Genomic DNA, 19,019 nt, shown 5'->3' on the forward strand with positions numbered 1-19,019 from the left:
CCGATGGATACCACGCTTCACGTCTTCCCCGCCACCGAACTCCGGGCATTGCTGCCGGAGCTGGTGCTGGCCGCCTCGGCCTTCGCCCTGCTGCTGTTCGATCTGTTCTTCGACAGCCGCCAGCGCGGCATCACCCATTGGCTTGGCCTGGCCGTCCTGTTGCTGGTCGCGGTGATGGCCTTCGCCGGTACCGGTGGCGAGCACGGTGTGGTGATGAATGCCATGTTCGTGCGCGATGGCCTGGCCGACTTGTCCAAGGGCATGATCGCGCTCGCCGCCGCGGCCAGCTTCGTGTATGCGTTCGACTATCTCAAGGAGCGCGGCAGCTACAAGGGCGAAGTGCCGATCCTGATGCTGTTCGCCACCCTCGGCATGATGGTGCTGGTCTCGGCCAACGACCTGGTGATGGTCTACGTCGGGCTGGAGATGCTGGCGCTGTGTTCCTACGCGCTGGTCGCCATCGAGCGCGAAAACCCGCTGGCGACCGAGGCGGCGATCAAGTACTTCGTGCTTGGTTCGCTGGCCTCGGGCATGCTGCTGTACGGCATGTCGCTGCTGTACGGCGCCACCGGCACGCTGGATCTGCCGGGCATCGCGGCGATCGCAATGGCGCCGGGCGACAACGCCCAGCTGCTGATGGCAGGCATGGTGTTCGTGGTTGCCGGCGTCGCCTTCAAGCTCGGCGCCGCGCCGTTCCACATGTGGCTGCCGGACGTCTACCACGGCGCGCCGACGCCGATCACCCAGTTCATCGGCGCCGCACCGAAGATCGCCAGCTTCGTCATGGCTTACCGCCTGCTGGAAGACGGCCTCGGCCCACTGGACGACAAGTGGCGCCTGCTGATCGGCGGGCTTGCCGCACTGTCGCTGATCGTCGGCAACCTGATCGCGCTGATGCAGGCCAACCTCAAGCGCATGCTGGCTTATTCCACCATCTCCCACATCGGCTTCCTGATGATGGGCCTGGCCGGTGGTGGCAGCGAGGGCTATGCCGCGGCGATGTTCTACGCGGTGGTGTATGCGCTGACCACGGTGGCCGCGTTCGGTGCCATCGTGCTGATGTCGCGGCACGGCTTCGAGGCCGAGGAAATCGCCGACTACCGCGGCCTGTCCAGCCGCCATCCGTGGATGGCGCTGATGGTGTTGATCGTGATGGCCTCGCTGGCCGGCGTGCCGCCGTTCATCGGCTTCTTCGCCAAGGTCAACGTGATCTTCGCCGCGCTCAATGGCGACATGCTGTGGCTGGCGATCCTCGGCGTGGTGTTCGCGGTGATCGGCGCGTTCTACTACCTGCGCGTGATCAAGGTGATGTATTTCGATGCCGCGGACGAGGGCGCCGAAGCGGCCACGCCACGCAGCAACCGTTCGATGCGTACCCTGTTCGTGGTCAATGCCGCCGCGCTGCTGCTGCTCAGCCCGTGGGTGAACCACTTGCTGGCCTGGTGCCGCCAGGTGTTCGACCTCGCCTGAACCCGCTGCAGTTGGAACCATTTCCAGTGTCGCCGCCAGATGCGGCGCGGCACTGTCGCTCGTGACCGAAATCAGATAGGCGTGCAGCCGGAGATGCAGGGAACAAGGCGTTTGCTGCATCACGTCCGAGCTGCGCGCGTTGTCAGCCAGTGGTGTGCTTCGCGCATTACGCAGGAAGCACGAGTTGTGCCGGCTGCGGAAGAAAAGACGACGGGCCGAACGCGGGAGGCATAGTCAGTGCGAATGTCGCGCCGGCCAACAAAAACGGCGTGACCGGAGCAAGGTCACGCCGTCGACAAGTTGGTAGCGGGGGCAGGATTTGAACCTGCGACCTTCGGGTTATGAGCCCGACGAGCTGCCAGACTGCTCCACCCCGCAGCAGAACGAGGATTATGCGGCAACATGCCTATTCATGCAAGTGCCGGCATCACGCCGGCGCAGCGACTGTGCCGGCGCGGCACCTTGCGTGTGCTTTGGCTGCAAGGTCGCCGCCAGGTTCGCGGACTGGTGAACTCCGCTTCGCCGTGTCGGCGTCGAATCAGACCCAGCCGGTGAGATAGAACAGGGCGATGATGAAGAACACCGCCGCGGTCTTGATCACGGTGATGGCGAAGATGTCCTTGTAGGACTGGCGATGGGTCAGGCCGGTCACCGCGAGCAGGGTGATCACCGCACCGTTGTGCGGCAGGGTGTCCATGCCGCCGGATGCCATCGAAGCCACGCGGTGCAGCACTTCCATCGGGATGCCGGCGGCCTCGGCGTTGGCGATGAAGGTATCGGCCATCGCCGCCAGCGCGATCGACATGCCGCCCGAGGCCGAGCCGGTGATGCCGGCGAGCGCGGTGACGGTGATCGCTTCGTTGACCAGCGGGTTGGGGATGGCGCCGAGTGCATCGGCGACGATCAGGAAACCGGGCAGGGCGGCGATCACCGCGCCGAAACCGTATTCCGACGCGGTGTTCATTGCCGCCAGCAACGAGCCGCCGATTGCCGCCTTGCTGCCCTCGGCGAAGCTCGCCGTGACCGGACGCCAGGCGAACGCCAGCACGCACAGGATGCCCACCAGCAGTGCCCCCATCACGGCCCAGATCGCGGAAATCTTGGAGATTTCCTGCACCACCGGTGCGGGGTCGCCGATCACCGCGGGCACGAAGGAATGGCTGGCACCATAGAGCTTGGGGATCATCACCGTGAACAGCTTGTTGCTGACGCCGACCATGACCAGCGGCAGCAGCGCGATCAGCGGATTGGCCAGCTTGCCGCCGGTGAACGCGGCAGGTTCGTGCACCAGCGTCGCCGGATCGCCATAGCCTTCGCCGTTGGCCAGCGCCACGCGGCGGCGCCAGTCGAGGTAGAGCAGGCCGAGGACAAGGATGAACATGCCGCCCAGCGTGCCGAGCCAGGGCGCGGCCCAGGTGTCGGTCTTGAAGAAGGTGGTCGGGATGATGTTCTGGATCTGCGGGGTGCCGGGCAACGCGTCCATGGTGAAGGTGAACGCGCCGACCGCGATGGTGCCGGGGATCAGCCGCTTGGGGATGTCGCTCTGGCGGAACAGCTCGGCGGCGAACGGGTACACCGCGAACACCACCACGAACAGCGATACGCCGCCGTAAGTCAGCAGCGCGCAGACCAGCACGATCGCCAGCATCGCGCGTTGCGCGCCGACCACGCGGATGGTCGCGGCAACAATCGATTTGGAAAAGCCGGATACCTCGATCAGCTTGCCGAATACCGCACCGAGCAGGAACACCGGGAAGTAGAGCTTGAGGAAGCCCACCATCTTGTCCATGAACAAGCCGGTGAACATCGGCGCGACCAGGCCGGGATCGGTCAGCAGCACCGCGCCCAGCGCGGCGATGGGCGCAAACAGGATGACACTGTGGCCGCGGTAGGCGACGTACATCAGGAAGCACAGCGCGGCCAGCACGATCAGGAACGACATGGAGGAAACCCCGGCCCGCCTGCGGGCAGATTGACGCCAGAGAGTCTGCCGCCCGTCCCGCTGCCGTCCCATTGTCCGAAGGTACGATGCCGCCGCCGCGGCCACGGGCCGATCATGCGTGCATCGCGACGGGACCGCCGGCCGCGTCCAATTCCTTCAGGAGGGGCATGATGAAAATCCGCAGTTTGAGCATGGCCATTGCGGTGGCGCTGACCGGCGCGCTGGCAACGCCAGTGGTCACGGCACAGGAGCAGCCGCCGGTCGATGGCGAACAAAGCCAGGAGCGTGCGCTGGATGCGGTGGTGGTGACCGCGCGTCGTCGCAGCGAGTCGATTCAGGACGTGCCGGTGGCGATCAGCGCCTTCAGCGAGGAGCAGCTCAAGGATCTGCAGGCCAGCGACGTCAGCGGGCTGCAGGGTTCGGTACCCAACCTCAACATCGCACAGGGCCGCGGCTCGGCCAACAGCGTCAACGTGTTCATCCGCGGCATCGGCCAGCCTGATGCCCTGCAGACCTTCGACCCGGGCGTGGGCATGTATGTGGATGACGTGTACTTCTCGCGCATCAACGGTGCCCTGTTCTCGCTTTACGACATCGCACAGATCGAAGTGCTGCGTGGACCGCAAGGCACGTTGTACGGCAAGAACTCCACCGGTGGTGCGATCAAGCTGACCACCAAGGATCCGTTCGAGAACCAGGGGGGCGCGGCGGAACTGACGCTCGGCAACTATGGCCGCGCCGAAGGCCGGGTGTATGCCAGCGGCCAGTTCAGTGAAACGCTGGCCGGCAGCATCGCGGTGGCCAAGGTCACCAACGACGGCTACGTCAAGGACGCGGTCACCGGCAAGCGCTACAACGACGACGACACCACCGCACTGCGCGCCAAGCTGGCGTTCCGCCCGAGCGATGCGTTCCGCGGCGTGTTCACCCTCGATCACACCCGCCAGGACGCCGCGCTGACCATGGGTCGGCCGATGGCCGACTTGATGCAGACCGACCTGGGGCTCGGGCCCATCGTGCTCAAGCCGGGCGCCAGCGGCGAATGGGATCGCCTGGTGCGCACCTCGTTCTCGCCCGACAAGGGCCAGGAGCTGCGTCACTCCGGTGCCACGCTGGCACTGGAATGGGACCTGTCCGAGAAATGGCAGGCCAAGAGCATCACCGCCTACCGCAAGCTGCGTACCGATTCCTACATCGACATCGATGCCAGTGAGTTCGAGTTGGGTGACGTGCTGGTGGCACTCGACCAGCGCCAGACCAGTCAGGAGTTCCAGCTGCATTACGACAACGGCAGCAACCTGCACGCGACCTTCGGTGCCTATTACATGCGCGAGCATGTGCCCTCGCACCAGGAAGCCTATGCCGATGACCTGTTCGCCATGTTCGGTAACGGAATCGGGTTCCTGCGCACCATCGACGATGACCTGACCACCACCAGCACCGCGGCTTTCGCCCACGTCAACTGGGAATTCGTGCCGAGCTGGACGCTGGCCGCCGGCGTGCGCTGGACCCGCGACAAGAAGGAATACGACCGTACCACCAGCACCTTCTGGGGTACGCCGTTCCAGGCACTGGACGAAACCGTGGCCTTCAACGCCAGCGCCAGCTGGACCGCGGTCACGCCCTCGGTCAGCCTGCAAAAAGCCTTCAGCGACAACGTGATGGGCTACGTCTCGGCCAACCGCGGCTTCAAGTCGGGTGGCTTCAACGGGCGCGCCAACACGGTGTACGACACGCAGCACGCCAAGTTCGACCCCGAGTACGTGTGGACCTACGAGCTGGGTGTGAAGGCCTCGTCCGCCGATCGCCGCCTGCGCGGCAGCGCGGCGGTGTTCCACAGCGACTACAAGGACTTCCAGGCGCGCGTGTCGCAGGACGTGGGCACCTTCCCGGTGCTCAATGCCGCGGCGCTGAAGATCAAGGGCTTCGAACTTGAAGGCAGCGCGCTGCTGGGCGAGGCGACCACGCTGAGCGCACAGCTGGGCTGGCTGGATGCCAAGTACGGGCGCTTCGATGACTTCCGCCTCGACCCGAACTACCCGGGCTACGACCCCAACGTCAGCCACGACCACGTGCCGTTCTCCCCGGACTGGACCGCGCGCATCGCGCTGCATCATCAGTTCAACCTGGGCGAGCGCGGCAGCCTGGGCGTCGGCGGCGATGTCTCCTACCGCGGCAAGACCTGGCTTTCGGTGGACAACCGCGCGGTGCTGAGCCAGGACGCGTATTCGCTGGTCGGCCTGTTCCTGGTGTGGGATTCGCCGCAGTACGTGTGGCAGGCGCGCGCCGGCGTGCGCAACCTGACCGACAAGCAGTACATGACCGAAGGTCAGGAGTTTGCCAGCGTGGGCAACATCCAGACCGCCTACTACGGGCTGCCGCGCAACTGGTATGTGTCGCTGCGCTACAGCTTCTGAGCATGCCGCGTGACGCCGCGAGCGTCGCATTGAAACGGAGTCCGCCCCGGGCCGCACAAGCGGCCCGGGGTTTTGCCACTATGCTTTTCGAATGAGGCCGCTGCGACCATGCCCATGTTGAGCGGCCCGGTGGTCATCGCCGCCGGGCTGGCGTGGCTGTCGCTGATGTTCGCGGTGGCCCTGCATGCCGAGCGCCGGCCGCAGGCCTTCGCTGCCCATTGGCGGCACGTTTATGCCTTGTCGCTGGCGGTCTACTGTACCTCGTGGACCTTCTTCGGCACCGTGACCCAGGCCGCACGTTACGGCTGGCCGCTGCCACCGACCTTTGTCGGCACCCTGCTGCTGTATGCCTTCGGTGCCGCGGTGCTGATGCGCCTGATCCGCCTGTCGCAGGCGCACAACGCCACGTCGATCGCCGACCTGATCGCCACACGCCTGGGCAAGGATGCCTGGCTGGCGGCGGTGGTGACCGCGGTGGCGGCGCTCGGGCTGGTGCCCTACATCGCGCTGCAATTGCGTGCGCTGTCCTCCGGTTTTGCCCTGCTCACCGGACATGGCGTCACCGGCGGCGATGCCGGCAGCGACAGCACGCTGTACATCGCGTTGGCGATGAGCCTGTTCGCGATCGCCTTCGGTGCACGCCATGCCAGCGCCACCGAGCACAACCGCGGACTGGTGCTGGCGATCGCCTTCGATTCGCTGTTCAAGCTGATTGCCATGCTGCTGCTCGGCGTGTTCGTGTGGCGCCTGTGGGGGCAGGCGATGCCGACCCCGCTGGCGGCAGCTCCGACCACCGACGGTTTCGTGCCGCTGGTCATCCTCGGCGTGCTGGCGATGTTCACCCTGCCGCACCAGTTCCACGTCGGCGTGGTGGAATGCCGCGACAGTGCGCACCTGCGCACCGCGCGCTGGCTGTTCCCGCTGTACATGGTGCTGATCGCGCTGCCGATCCTGCCGCTGGCGCGGCTCGGCCAGGCGTTGCTGGATCCGGCGGTGCCTTCGGATGCCTACGTGCTGGCGCTGCCGTTGTCGCAGGGCAATACCGCCATGGCCCTCCTGGCCTATCTCGGCGGGCTCAGCGCCGGTGCGGGCATGGTGGTGGTCAGCACCTTGAGCCTGAGCGTGATGATCGGCCAGCACTGGGTTCTGCCGTGGCTGTCGCGTGGCTGGAGCCGGGACGGCGAGGGCGACCTGCGCGGTGCGGTGCTGCTGCTGCGGCGTGGCGGCATCGTCGCGATCATGCTGCTGGCCTGGGTCTACAGCCGTTCGGTGGCGGGCAATGCCGCGCTGGCCGATGTCGGCGCACTCTCGTTCTCGGCGCTGGCGACGCTGGCGCCGGCACTGGCGTATGCGGTCTGGCGTCCACAGACGCCGCCACTGGCGGTGAGCATCGGCGTGATTGCCGGGTTCCTGGTCTGGGTCTGGGCCTTGCCCTTGCCGCTGATGTTCGAAGCCGGCGGCGCCTCGCCCGAATGGCTGCGTGATGGTCCGGCGGGACTGGCATGGCTGGCGCCGGACGCACTGCTCGCACTGACCGGTTGGAGCCGGTTGGGACGCGCGGTGGCGGCCAGCCTGCTCACCGGTTTCGTGGTGACCTGGCTGCTGGCGCGCTGGCGCCGCCCGCGCCTGGCGCGGGCACGCGGCAGCCTGCAGGCGCAGGTATTGCGGCCGCTGGCGCAGCGCTTCCTGCCACCGGCGCAGGTGGATTCATTGCTCGGCACCTTGCCGGCCGCGGCACGCGTGCCGCGCGCGCTGGAAGAGGATGTCGAGCGCGAACTGGCGGCGGTGATCGGCGCCGCATCGGCGCGCCTGCTGCTCAATGCCGCGCGGCGCGAGGGCGCGCGCGAACTGGATGCGGTGGCCGACATCCTCGACGAAACCGCGCAGGACGTGCATTTCAACCAGCGCCTGCTGGAAGCGGCACTGGAAAACATGAGCCAGGGCATCAGCGTGGTCGATGCGCAATTGCGATTGGTGGCATGGAACCGCCGCTATGCACAGATGTTCGGCTTCCCGCCCGGCATGCTCAAGGTCGGCATGCCGATCGCGCAGGCCAGTCAATGGGCACTGCAGCGCATGCCGGCGCGCGAGGACATCGATGTGGCCCTGGCGCGGCGCTTGGCGCACATGCGCGCCGGCACGCCGCATCTGTCCGAGCGCGTGTTTCCCGATGGCAGCATCGTCGAAATCCGCGGCAATCCGATGCCCGATGGTGGCTTCGTCGCCACCTTCACCGACGTCACCGACTTCCGCCTTGCCGAAGCCGGTCTGAAGTCGGCCAACGAAACACTCGAGCAACGCGTCGCCGAACGCACCGCGATGCTGGAAACCGCCAAGCGCGAGGCCGAGCGCGCGAACGAAGCCAAGAGCCGCTTTCTCGCCGCGATCGGCCATGACCTGCTGCAGCCGCTGCATGCGGCGCATCTGTTCGTCGACGCGCTCGGCCAGCGGGTCAGCACGCCCGAATCCCGACGTCTGGCCGAGCAGGTCGGTGGTGCGCTGGATTCGACCACCGCGCTGATCAGCGACCTGCTCGACATGTCGCGACTGGAGGCCGGCGGGCTGCAGGCCGAGCCGCAGGTGTTCGCGCTGTCCGAGGTGCTTTCACCATTGGTCAATGAAGGCCGCATCCTCGCTGCCGATCGCGGCCTGGATCTGCGTTTCGTGCCGACCTCGGCCTGGGTGCACAGTGATCCACGCCTGCTGCGTCGCATCGTGCAGAACTTCCTGGTCAATGCCCTGCGCTATACCGAGCACGGGCGCGTGCTGCTTGGCGTGCGCCGGGTCGGCCGCGATCTGCGCATCGAGGTGCATGACACCGGCCCCGGCATCGATCCGGCACAGCAGGCGTTGATCTTCGAAGAGTTCCGCCGTGGCCAGCATTCCGGTGCGCAGGGTCTGGGCCTGGGGCTGGCGATCGCACGCGGCATCGCCGAGGTGCTCGACGTGCGCATCGGCATGCGCAGCACGCCCGGCCGTGGCAGCTGCTTCCATGTCCGGGTGCCGCGCGCCGCTGCCGTGCCCGCGACGCGGCGCCATGCCGGCCAGCTCGCCGGCCTGCGCATGCTGCTGGTGGACAACGATCCGGCCGCACTGGAGGCCTTGGCCAGCGTCCTGCGTGGCTGGGGTTGCGCGGTTGCCGCCTGCCATGGCGGAGCGGATGCCGAAGCCGCCCTGCGCGAAGCCCCCGCCGACCTGTGGCTGCTCGATTACCACCTGGATGATGGCGATGACGGCATCGCCCTGTATCGTCGCCTGTGCGAGCGGTTCGGCACGCGCCCGGCATTGCTGCTCAGCGCGGACCAGACCGGCGAGGTGCGCCTGGCCGCGCAGGATGCCGGCCTGCCGTTGCTGGCCAAGCCGCTGCGTCCGCTGGCACTGAAATCCATGCTCGACCGCGTGCTGGCGGCGCATCGCGCCACCCAAGCCTGAGCACCCCGGCCCGCAGAGGCGCCGCTGGGTGGGTGGCCTGCCGCATGGCAGGCGTGTCATGCAGCGAGTGCGCGCAGGGCGGAGGAACGCATCGGCCATGCTGGCGATACAGAATCATTTGGCATCCGTAGTTGGCGGATGCCGCCGCCATGGCTCAAGCCCGACACACCGGAGCCGGAGCCGAGTATCCAGTATCCACTGATCGCGGCGATATCCACAGCCGCTGTGGATGTGGCTGTGGATAAAGGTGTGGGCAGAGGCGCAAAGCCGCATCCTGCATGCACCGTCCGCGACTGGCGACTTTTTCGCCAGCCTGCGTGACGGGCTCAGGGATCGATGCGCGTGGCCGGGTCCTTCAGCTCAAGACCGCGCAGGACCACGCCGGCCTGGGTGCGGTTGCGCACGCCAAGACGCTCGAAAATCGCGGAAAGATGCGCCTTGATGGTGCGCTCCTGCACCCCCAGGCGGTCGGCGATCTGTTTGTTGAGCAGGCCTTCGGCGACCAGCGCCAGCACCCGGAATTGCTGTGGCGAGAGGCTGGCCAGACGCGCGGCCAGCGCGGCATCGTCCGGTGCCGAAGTCGCCGAGGCCACCGCGGCGCGCAGGCTCGCCGGCAGCCACTGCTGGCAATCGAGCACGGTGACGATGGCTTCGCGCAATTCATCAAGCCCGGCGCTCTTGGGCAGGTAGCCCGCCGCACCATGATCCAGCGCGCGCCGCACCACGCGCGGATCGTCATTGGCCGAGACCACCACCACCGCGACCCCGGGGAATTGCGCACGTACCGCGGCCAGTCCGGCCAGGCCATGGCTGCCCGGCATGTGCAGGTCGAGGAGCACCAGATCGATGGCATCGTCGTGCTCCAGCGTCGCCAGAACCTCGGGCATGGAGCCGGCTTCGAGCAGGCGCACCTCGCCCAGCGCATCGTGCGCGGCCTGCTTCAGCGCGGCGCGAAACAGCGGATGGTCATCGGCGATGAGCAGACTGGTGGGCGGCATGCGACAAGGCTAGCAGTTTGCATCCCGCCTGCCGTGGTACGAAGGTACGATGCCCCGCATCACCGTTGGCGGTAATCTCCGGGCATGAAAAACACCTTCACAGCCATCACCGCCAGCCTGCTGATGAGTGCCTGCGTCAGCCACGGACCGCCCATGCCGCAAGCTGCACACATCGACAACCCGCCGACCGAGCATCGCCATGAGGATGACCTGCTGACCGCGGGCCTGGGTGCCGCCGGACTGCGTTCGCTGGTGCCGCCGGCGTTTGCCGATGCCGAAAATCCGACGCCGGCCGAGCTGCGCCGGCGCGCGATCTGGGGCAGCTGGCGCGGCATCGCCGACCTTTCGCCCACCGGTGGCTTCGGTGAGTTGTACGGCAGTCTGGTGCCGGTGCCGGGCCGTGAGTTCTCCGCGCTTGCGCTGGTGCCCGGTGCGCGCCACCCGCACCGCGTGCTGGCGCAGGTGCCCGATGCCTTCGACCGCGACAAGCGTTGCCTCGTGGTCAGCGTCGCCTCCGGTTCGCGCGGGGTATACGGGGCGATGGCGGTGGGCGCGGCCTGGGGCTTGCCGCGCGGCTGTGCGGTGGTGCATACCGACAAGGCGGCCGGCAGCGATTATTTCGATCTCGACGCCGGCATGGGCATCGGCCCGTCAGGCGAGGTGGCCGCACTGGGCGAGCCGCTCGCGTTCGTGCCGGGCGAAGCCGCCGGGCAGGGCGTGGCGATCAAGCATGCCCATTCGCAGGACAACCCGGAAGCCGACTGGGGCATCCACGCGCGCCAGGCCGCGGAGTTCGGGCTGCGGGCGCTGGCGCTGGCGTTCCCGGATGCCGCGCCGTTCACCTTCGACAATACCCGCGTCATCGCCACCGGCATTTCCAACGGTGGTGGCGCGGTGCTGCGGGCTGCCGAAATGGAGGGTGACTGGCTCGACGGCGTGGTCGCGGGCGAGCCCAATGTGCAGGTCGAAGGCCACGGTGGGCGAGCGCTGTACGACTATGCCAGCGAAGCCGCACTGCTGATGCCGTGTGCATTGCCGGCGCTGGGCTTGCCGGCGATGCCGCAGGCCGAGGCCCTGTGCGCGGCGATGGCGGCATCGGGCCGGATCGAAGGTGCGGACACCGCGGCACGCCAGCGCTCGGCGCTGCAGCGGCTGAAGGTGGCCGGCTGGAGCGAGGACGCATTGCGCGCGGGTGCCAGCAGCGTCGGCTTCGATCTGTGGCGATCGGTATTGGTGACCTATGCCTCGGCCTACAGCCGCAGCGCGCATGACGCGCACCCCTGCGGTTTCCGTTTCTCCGCGCTTGATGAAGCAGGCAAGCCGCGTGCGGCGAGTGCGGGCGAGCGCGCGGCCTGGTGGCCGGATGGCAGCGGCATCCCGCCCGGCTCCGGCGTGCACATCGTCGATCCTTCCGCCGCGACGGGCGGCCTCACCGGTCTGCAATGCATGCGCGCGCTGTGGGAGGGCGATGATGCCGCCGCGCGGCGCCTGCGCGAAGGCGTCGCCGCCACCCGTGCCGCGCCGCCGCGCCCGGGCCTGCCGGTGATCGTGATCCACGGCCAGGCCGATGGCCTGATCCCGATGGCGTTCAGCAGCCAGCCCTACGTGGCCGCGGCCCGTGCGGCCGGTCGCAATGATGTGCGCTTCTGGCAGGTCGAGCGCGCGCAGCACTTCGATGCCTTCCTCGCGCTGCCGCAATTCGGCCACAGCTACGCGCCGCTGTTGCCGTATGTCTACAACGCGCTGGACCGGCTCGATGCCTACCTCGACGGCAACGGCAGCCTGCCGCAGGACGCGGTGATCCCGGCACGTCCACGCGGCGAAGGCAAGCCGCTGACCGCCGCCGACCTCGCCATCCCGCGCTGAGCGGCCGCGACGCTCCGCCGTACAGCCGGGCGGCGTGCTTGCAACCGGGGCCGGGTGCGCCTACAATTTCGCGCTTGACTTGGCCGCTCGCGCTGGCCAGGTGCACCGGCCGGGATTCGCGGAGTCCGCTCCAACAGCCCGGCCCGGGCCGCCGGATGCGCCAGGCGCACCGGCACCGGAATCATCGCATCATGACCGGAAGGGGCCCTCGCGGCCCCTTCGTTGTTTTCGCCGCCATGGAGCGTGGATGGACAAGGCAGGACACATCGCCGGATTGCTGGCCCCGACCGTTGAATCGCTCGGGCTGGAGCTGCTGGGCGTGGAATACATGACCGCGCCGGGCGGGGCGGTGCTGCGCCTGTACATCGACTACCCGGAAAGCGCCGAGCCGCGGGCGGGCGAGGACGGGCAGACGGTGGCGCCAAGCGTCGGCATCGACGAATGCGAGCAGGTCAGCCGCGAAGTCTCGGCACAACTGGACGTGGAAGACCCGATCAGCGGCCAGTACACGCTGGAAGTGTCATCGCCGGGGCTGGACCGGCCGCTGTTCAGCGCCGCGCAGTTCAGCCGCTTCATCGGCGAGACGGTGAAAGCCGTGCTCAAATTGCCGCAGGACGGGCGGCGGCGCCTGACCGGGCGCATCGTCGCGGTCGAGGGCGAAGAGATCACGTTCGACATCGACGGCCAGCCGTTCGTGGCGGCGATGGACAATATCGACAAGGCGCGCCTGGTCCCCGATTGGGCGGCGCTGGGTTATGCCCGCGACAAGCCCGGGCGCAAGCCCGGCGTGCGTGGCGGCAACAAGAAATCCTCTCACAAGCAGGCGGAATCGTCCGCCGATGCGGAGCCAGAACAATGAGCAAGGAACTGTTGATGGTGGTCGATGCGGTAGCCAACGAAAAGGGCGTGCCGCGCGAAGTCATCGTCGAGGCGATCGAGGCGGCGCTGGCCTCGGCGGCGAAGAAGCGCTATCCCGAGCAGGACGTGGCGATCCGTGTCGCCATCGACCCGCGCGACGGCAGCTACGAAACCTTCCGCCGCTGGGAAGTGGTGGCCGATGACGTGGTGATGGAATCGCCCGATCGCCAGTTGCGGCTGATGGATGCCGTGGAGGAAGGCGAGGGCGTTGAAGTCGGCGACTTCATCGAAGAGCAGGTCGAGAACGCCGAGTTCGGGCGCATCGCCGCGCAGGCCGCCAAGCAGGTGATCGTGCAGCGCGTGCGCGAGGCCGAGCGCCAGCAGGTGGTGGATGCGTGGAAGGATCGCGTCGGCGAACTGGTGACCGGCACCGTCAAGCGCGCCGAGCGCGGCAACATCTACGTCGACCTCGGCGGCAATGCCGAAGGCTTCATTCCGCGCGACAAGGGCATTCCGCGCGACATGCTGCGCGCCGGCGACCGCGTGCGCGGCTATCTGTACGACGTGCGCAGCGAGCCGCGCGGCCCGCAGCTGTTCATCAGCCGCGCCGCGCCGGAATTCATGATGGAGCTGTTCCGCCTGGAAGTTCCCGAGGTCGGCCAAGGCCTGGTCGACATCAAGGCCTGCGCACGCGATCCGGGCGACCGCGCCAAGATCGCGGTGCTGGCCTACGACAACCGCACCGACCCGATCGGCGCCTGCATCGGCATGCGTGGCTCGCGCGTGCAGGCGGTGACCAACGAGCTCAACGGCGAGCGCGTGGACATCGTGCTGTGGAGCGACAACCCGGCGCAGTTCGTGATCAATGCGATGGCACCGGCCGAGGTGCAGTCGATCATCGTCGACGAGGACAAGCATTCGATGGATCTGGCCGTGGCCGAGGAGCTGCTGGCCAAGGCGATCGGCAAGGGCGGGCAGAACGTGCGCCTGGCCAGCCGTCTGACCGGCTGGCAGCTCAACGTGATGACCGCCGAGCAGGTGCAGGCCAAGAGCGAAGCCGAACAGGCGCAGTCGCGCCAAGTGTTCATCGAAAAGCTGGAAGTCGACGACGAGATCGCCGGCATCCTGGTGTCCGAGGGTTTCAGCAGCATCGAGGAAATCGCCTACGTGCCGGTCGGCGAACTGCTGGCGATCGATGGCTTCGACGAGGACATCGTCGAAGAGCTGCGCGCCCGTGCCCGCGATGCGCTGATCAACGAGGCGCTGGCCGCCGAGGCCGAACTGGGTGACCAGCAGCCGGCCGAGGACCTGCTCGAGCTGGAAGGCATGGACGAGGCCACCGCCTACGTGCTGGCCAGCCGTGGCGTGCGCACGCGCGAGGACCTGGCCGAACTGGCCGTGGACGAGATCATCGACATCGAGGACATGGACGAGGAACGCGCCTCGGCGCTGATCATGGAAGCGCGCAAGCACTGGTTCGAGTGAACCGGCGGCAACCTCGCGCGCAGTAGAATCGAAACATCAAGGCCGGGCGCGCAGCGCCCCGCCGGGAACACGGGAAACGCATGTCGCAGAAAACCACCATCCGCAAGCTCGCCGAACTGGTCAATACGCCGGTCGAGAAGCTCCTCGAGCAGCTCTCCGAAGCCGGCATGCCGTTCGACTCGGCCGATCAGGAAGTGACCAGCGCGCAAAAAGTGAAGCTGCTGGGCTTCCTGCGCCGTACCCATGGCCGGGGCGAGGCGGGACAGGATGGCGCCGCCGCACCCGCGCCGCGGAAGATCACCCTGGCCCGGCGCAAGGTGGAGGAAATCACCGTGGGCGGCGGTCGCAACAAGCAGACCGTGGACGTGGTGGTGCGCAAGCGCGTGACCCTGGTCAAGCCCGGCAGCGCCGCCTCGAAGGAAGCCGAGCTCGACGCCGAGCGCGCCGACGCGCTGCGCAAGCTGGAGGAATCGCGCCAGCGCAACCTCGAAGAGCAGCAGCGTCTGGCCGAGGAAGACCGCCGGCGCGCCGAGGAAGCCGAGGCCGAGCGCCTGCGCAAGCAGCATGAAGAGGAAGAGAAGGCGCGGCGTGAAGCCGAAGAGCAGGCCGCCGGCGAGGTACCTGTGGAACCGGTCGAAATCGATGCCCAGCCGCCACGCAAGGCGGCTGGACATGGTGCGCCGCCGTCGCGCGGGCGTGAGGATCGCGGCCGTGCCAGCCGGCCTTCGCGGGGTCGTGGCGACGAGGAGGGCGGCAGCCGTTTCGGTGGCCAGCTGCACCTGAGCGCAGCCGACCGCGCACGTCGCGGCGCGGCGCGCGGCAAGGCGCGCGGCCGCCGCACGCTGGAGCAGGCACGCACCGGCGGCGGCGAGCATGGCTTCCAGCGCCCGACCGCGCCGATCGTGCGCGAAGTGGCGATCGGTGATGCGATCACCGTGGCCGACCTGGCGCAGAAACTGGCGCTGAAGGGCGGCGACGTGGTCAAGGCGCTGTTCAAGATGGGCGTGATGGCCACCATCACCCAATCCATCGACCATGACACCGCGGTGCTGGTCACCGAGGAGCTTGGTCACAAGGCAGTGCGCGCCGACAGCGCCGATGCCGAAACCGAGCTGCTGGCCCAGGTCGGCGAGCCGCAGGGCGAGTCCGCGCAGCGGCCGCCGGTGGTCACCATCATGGGCCACGTCGATCACGGCAAGACCTCGCTGCTGGACTACATCCGCACCGCCAAGGTGGCGCGTGGCGAAGCCGGCGGCATCACCCAGCACATCGGCGCCTACCACGTCGAACTCGACAAGGGCGTGATCAGCTTCCTCGATACGCCCGGCCACGCCGCGTTCTCGCAGATGCGCGCGCGCGGCGCGCGCCTGACCGACATCGTGGTGCTGGTGGTGGCGGCCGATGACGGCGTGATGCCGCAGACGCGCGAGGCGGTGCAGCACGCGCGCTCGGCCAAGGTGCCGTTGATCGTGGCGATCAACAAGATCGACAAGTCGACCGCCGACCCGATGCGGATCAAGAACGAGCTGCTGGAAATGGAAGTCGTCGCCGAGGAGTTCGGTGGCGATACGCAGATGGTCGAGATCTCGGCCAAGACCGGGCAGGGCATCGACGATCTGCTCGACGCGATCCTGCTGCAGGCGGAATTGCTGGAGTTGACCGCGGTGGCCGAGGGCCGTGCCAGCGGCACGGTGATCGAATCCTCGCTGGACAAGGGTCGTGGTCCGGTGGCCACGGTGCTGGTGCAGCAGGGCCAGCTGCAGCGTGGCGACTATCTGGTCTGCGGCGTGCAGTTCGGCCGCGTGCGTGCGCTGTTCGACGAAACCGGTGGCCAGGTCAAGCAGGCCGGGCCTTCGATCCCGGTGCAGGTGCTTGGCCTGTCCGGGGTGCCCGATGCCGGCGACGACTTCGTGGTGGTCGCCGACGAGCGTCTGGCCAAGGAAGTCGCGCAGCAGCGCGATGCCAAGCGCCGCGAACAGCGCCTGATCAAGCAGGCCGGCAACCGCATGGAAGACGTCATGGCGCAGATGGGCCAGGGCGCCGACCAGCAGGTGCTGAACCTGGTGGTGAAGGCCGACGTGCAGGGTTCGGTGGAGGCGCTCAACGATGCGCTGACCAGCCTGTCCAACGACCAGATCCGCATCCAGGTGATCGGCTCGGGCGTCGGCGGCATTACCGAATCCGATGCCCAGCTCGCCGCCACCTCGAAGGCGACCATCATCGGCTTCAACGTGCGCGCCGATGCCACCGCGCGCAAGGTGATCGAGAACAGCGGCATCGACCTGCGCTACTTCTCCATCATCTACGACGTGATCGACCAGGTGAAGCAGGTCGCCTCGGGTCTGCTCGGGGTCGAGATCCGCGAGGAAATCATCGGCATCGCCGAGGTGCGCGACGTGTTCCGCAGCTCCAAGTTCGGTGCCGTCGCCGGCTGCATGGTGGTCGAGGGCGTGGTACGCAAGTCCAACCCGATCCGCGTGCTGCGCGACAACACGGTGATCTTCCAGGGCGAGCTGGAAAGCCTGCGCCGTTACAAGGAAAACGTCGAAGAGGTCAAGGAAGGCACCGAATGCGGCATCGGCGTGCGCGCCTACGACGACGTCAAGGCCGGCGACCAGATCGAGTGCTACGAGCGCATCGAAGTGCAGAGGACGCTGTGATGCACGCCCGCCGGCGCGCACTGCATGCGCAGGCTTCCTGCGCCTGTGTCCGTGCCCGCGGTGCTGCATCGGCGTGCTGCGTCGCAGACGAGTGCCCGGCATGGCGATGAGGAAGTCGTTCCACCGTACCGACCGCGTCGCTGCGCAACTGCGTCGCGATGTCGGCGTGCTGGTGCATGAGGCGGTACGCGAACTGGGCCTGCCCTCGGTCAGCGTTTCCGATGTCGAAGTCAGCCGCGACCTGGCGCATGCCAAGGTGTTCGTCACCGCATTGCTCAGCGAAAAGGCCGACGAGGCGGTGGCCGGCTTGCGCCAGCATGCGCGCGAGATGCGTTTCCAGCTGGCACGCATGATGAAGCTGCGCCACGTCCCCGAACTGCACTTCCATTACGACGACTCGGTGGATCGCGGCGAGCGCATCGACGCCTTGTTGCGTGACCTCCCGCAGGCCGGTGACACGCCGGATGCGGGCGACGACGAGGCCTGAACCTCGCTGCGCCGTCAGCGCGCTGCCGATCCCTGTCCGTTTCAGCCCGAGGCCTGCCGGCGCGCTGGTGTCTCCGACCCGGCTTGGTACATGCCCGGCTCCGTTCCTGCAAGGCGCACCTGAGCCCTGATCGGCGCGTTGGCGCCATGCTGCAGCGCGGCGCGCCATTTCCCGATGCCCGCCATAAGCTGCGTTGAAGCGGACAACTCGGGGCGTGCATGGTCGAACACGACAGCGAAATCCGGCGCGACGCGCCGACGCATCCCTTCGTCGCGCCGGCGCGCGAACTGGACATGGCTGCGCCGTGGCGTTGGTTGCGTGCCGGCTGGCGCGACATGATGCGAGCGCCCCGGCAATCGGTGTTGTTCGGTGCGCTGATCGTGGTGGTCAGCGTGCTGGTATCGCTGCTGGCCTGGCGCCTGGGGCGTTTCGCCTTGCTGGCGACGCTGCTTTCGGGCTTCGTGTTCGTGGCACCGCTGATCGCGGTCGGGCTTTATTGCGTCAGCCGCTCGCTGGAACGCGGCGAGGAGCCACGCATCGGCACCTGCCTGGCGCTGGCGCGGCGGGTATTGGGGCAGGCCGCGGTGTTCGCCCTGGCGCAGGGGGTGATCATCCTGCTGTGGTCACGTGCCGGCATGGTCATCACCGCTTTGTCGCCGATGGTGGAAGGCGACCGCGTGGCGCTGCTGGAATACCTCGCCATCGGCAGCGTGGTCGGCGGCATCTTCGCCGCCTTCACCTTCGCCGTGGCCGCGGTGTCCTTGCCGTTCATCGCCGAGCGCGACGTGGACATGATCACCGCCGGTATCTCCAGCGTGAATGCGGTGCTGCGCAACAAGGCGCCGATGGCGCTGTGGGCGGCGATCATCGTGCTGCTGACGCTGGCCGGTTTCGCCACCGCCTTCATCGGCCTCGGGCTGGTGATGCCGTGGCTGGCGTATGCCAGCTGGCACGCCTACCACGACACCCTCGACACCCGCGCTTGGGAAGAGCTGGCCTGAGCCGGCGGCTCAGTTCGCGTCCGCTTCGGTCACGCGCCTTACCGCCGCTGCCAGCCGCTCCAGCTCATGCTTGCCGATCCAGCCGATGCTGTCGGCCAGCACCGCCTCGAGATGCGCATCGTCTTCGACATCCGCCGCACCGGTGCAGAACAACACCGGCAGCCGTGGCAGGCGCTCGCGCACCCAGGCATGCGCCTGCGCACCATCGAAGCCGATCAGGCGCGAATCGCAGATCGCCAGCAGCCAGTCATCGTGTACCAGTGCGGCCATCAGCTCATCCCGGGTTTCCACCCGGTGCAGCTCATGTGCGATGCCGGCATCCTCCAGCGCCCAGGCGATCAACTGGGCATCGTCGGCGCTGTCCTCGATCAACAGGATGCGGGATGCGTGCATCGCGGTGCCG

The 19,019-nt window shown here is 67.7% G+C and carries 12 protein-coding genes and 1 tRNA gene; 9 read left to right on the forward strand and 4 right to left on the reverse strand.

Annotation, left to right across the window (positions count from 1 at the left end; translation table 11 throughout):
• Positions 1-3: 3 nt before the first annotated feature.
• Positions 4-1,470 carry an NADH-quinone oxidoreductase subunit NuoN gene (gene nuoN / locus ACW11F_RS01495; RefSeq protein WP_456995158.1) on the forward strand — a complete coding sequence of 489 codons (1,467 nt, stop codon included), beginning with the start codon at positions 4-6 and terminating at the stop codon, positions 1,468-1,470.
• Between the two features lie 301 nt (positions 1,471-1,771).
• Here nuoN and ACW11F_RS01500 read toward each other — a convergent pair.
• Both ACW11F_RS01500 and ACW11F_RS01505 read right to left on the reverse strand, forming a co-directional pair.
• Positions 1,772-1,848 (reverse strand) — tRNA-Met (locus ACW11F_RS01500).
• A 160-nt stretch (positions 1,849-2,008) separates the two neighbouring features.
• A complete protein-coding gene (locus ACW11F_RS01505; RefSeq protein ID WP_456995159.1) occupies positions 2,009-3,412 on the reverse strand; it encodes a GntP family permease in 1,404 nt (467 codons plus the stop codon).
• A gap of 170 nt (positions 3,413-3,582) precedes the next feature.
• On the opposite strand from ACW11F_RS01505, the gene ACW11F_RS01510 reads away from it, so the two are divergent.
• Positions 3,583-5,829: a TonB-dependent receptor gene (locus tag ACW11F_RS01510; RefSeq protein ID WP_456995160.1), complete on the forward strand. Its 2,247-nt coding sequence runs from the start codon at positions 3,583-3,585 to the stop codon at positions 5,827-5,829.
• 108 nt (positions 5,830-5,937) lie between these two features.
• Positions 5,938-9,261 carry a hybrid sensor histidine kinase/response regulator gene (locus ACW11F_RS01515; protein WP_456995161.1) on the forward strand — a complete coding sequence of 1,108 codons (3,324 nt, stop codon included), beginning with the start codon at positions 5,938-5,940 and terminating at the stop codon, positions 9,259-9,261.
• 326 nt (positions 9,262-9,587) lie between these two features.
• Here ACW11F_RS01515 and ACW11F_RS01520 read toward each other — a convergent pair whose 3' ends face one another.
• The gene (locus ACW11F_RS01520) at positions 9,588-10,259 is read right to left on the reverse strand and encodes a response regulator transcription factor (protein WP_456995162.1); all 672 of its coding nucleotides are present in this window, start codon (positions 10,257-10,259) and stop codon (positions 9,588-9,590) included.
• Positions 10,260-10,343: 84 nt separating this feature from the next.
• Here ACW11F_RS01520 and ACW11F_RS01525 point away from each other — a divergent pair, with 84 nt between their 5' ends.
• The 6 genes from ACW11F_RS01525 to ACW11F_RS01550 all read left to right on the forward strand — a co-directional run bounded on the left by ACW11F_RS01525 (position 10,344) and on the right by ACW11F_RS01550 (position 18,616).
• The gene (locus ACW11F_RS01525; RefSeq protein ID WP_456995163.1) at positions 10,344-12,125 is read left to right on the forward strand and encodes a 3-hydroxybutyrate oligomer hydrolase family protein; all 1,782 of its coding nucleotides are present in this window, start codon (positions 10,344-10,346) and stop codon (positions 12,123-12,125) included.
• 247 nt (positions 12,126-12,372) lie between these two features.
• Complete coding sequence (locus ACW11F_RS01530; RefSeq protein ID WP_456995164.1) at positions 12,373-12,984, forward strand: ribosome maturation factor RimP; 612 nt, start codon at positions 12,373-12,375, stop codon at positions 12,982-12,984.
• Positions 12,981-14,468 carry a transcription termination factor NusA gene (gene nusA, locus ACW11F_RS01535; RefSeq protein ID WP_456995165.1) on the forward strand — a complete coding sequence of 496 codons (1,488 nt, stop codon included), beginning with the start codon at positions 12,981-12,983 and terminating at the stop codon, positions 14,466-14,468. Before ACW11F_RS01530 ends, nusA begins: the two co-directional genes overlap by 4 nt.
• Positions 14,469-14,548: 80 nt before the next feature.
• Positions 14,549-17,128, forward strand: coding sequence for a translation initiation factor IF-2 (gene infB / locus ACW11F_RS01540; protein WP_456995166.1), 2,580 nt, complete (start codon positions 14,549-14,551; stop codon positions 17,126-17,128).
• A gap of 106 nt (positions 17,129-17,234) precedes the next feature.
• Complete coding sequence (gene rbfA / locus ACW11F_RS01545; protein ID WP_456995861.1) at positions 17,235-17,615, forward strand: 30S ribosome-binding factor RbfA; 381 nt, start codon at positions 17,235-17,237, stop codon at positions 17,613-17,615.
• A gap of 218 nt (positions 17,616-17,833) precedes the next feature.
• Positions 17,834-18,616: a DUF2189 domain-containing protein gene (locus ACW11F_RS01550; protein ID WP_456995167.1), complete on the forward strand. Its 783-nt coding sequence runs from the start codon at positions 17,834-17,836 to the stop codon at positions 18,614-18,616.
• 9 nt (positions 18,617-18,625) lie between these two features.
• Here ACW11F_RS01550 and ACW11F_RS01555 read toward each other — a convergent pair whose 3' ends face one another.
• Positions 18,626-19,009: a response regulator gene (locus tag ACW11F_RS01555; protein ID WP_456995168.1), complete on the reverse strand. Its 384-nt coding sequence runs from the start codon at positions 19,007-19,009 to the stop codon at positions 18,626-18,628.
• Positions 19,010-19,019: the final 10 nt, after the last annotated feature.

The sequence above is a fragment of the Luteimonas sp. e5 genome, from assembly GCF_054031035.1.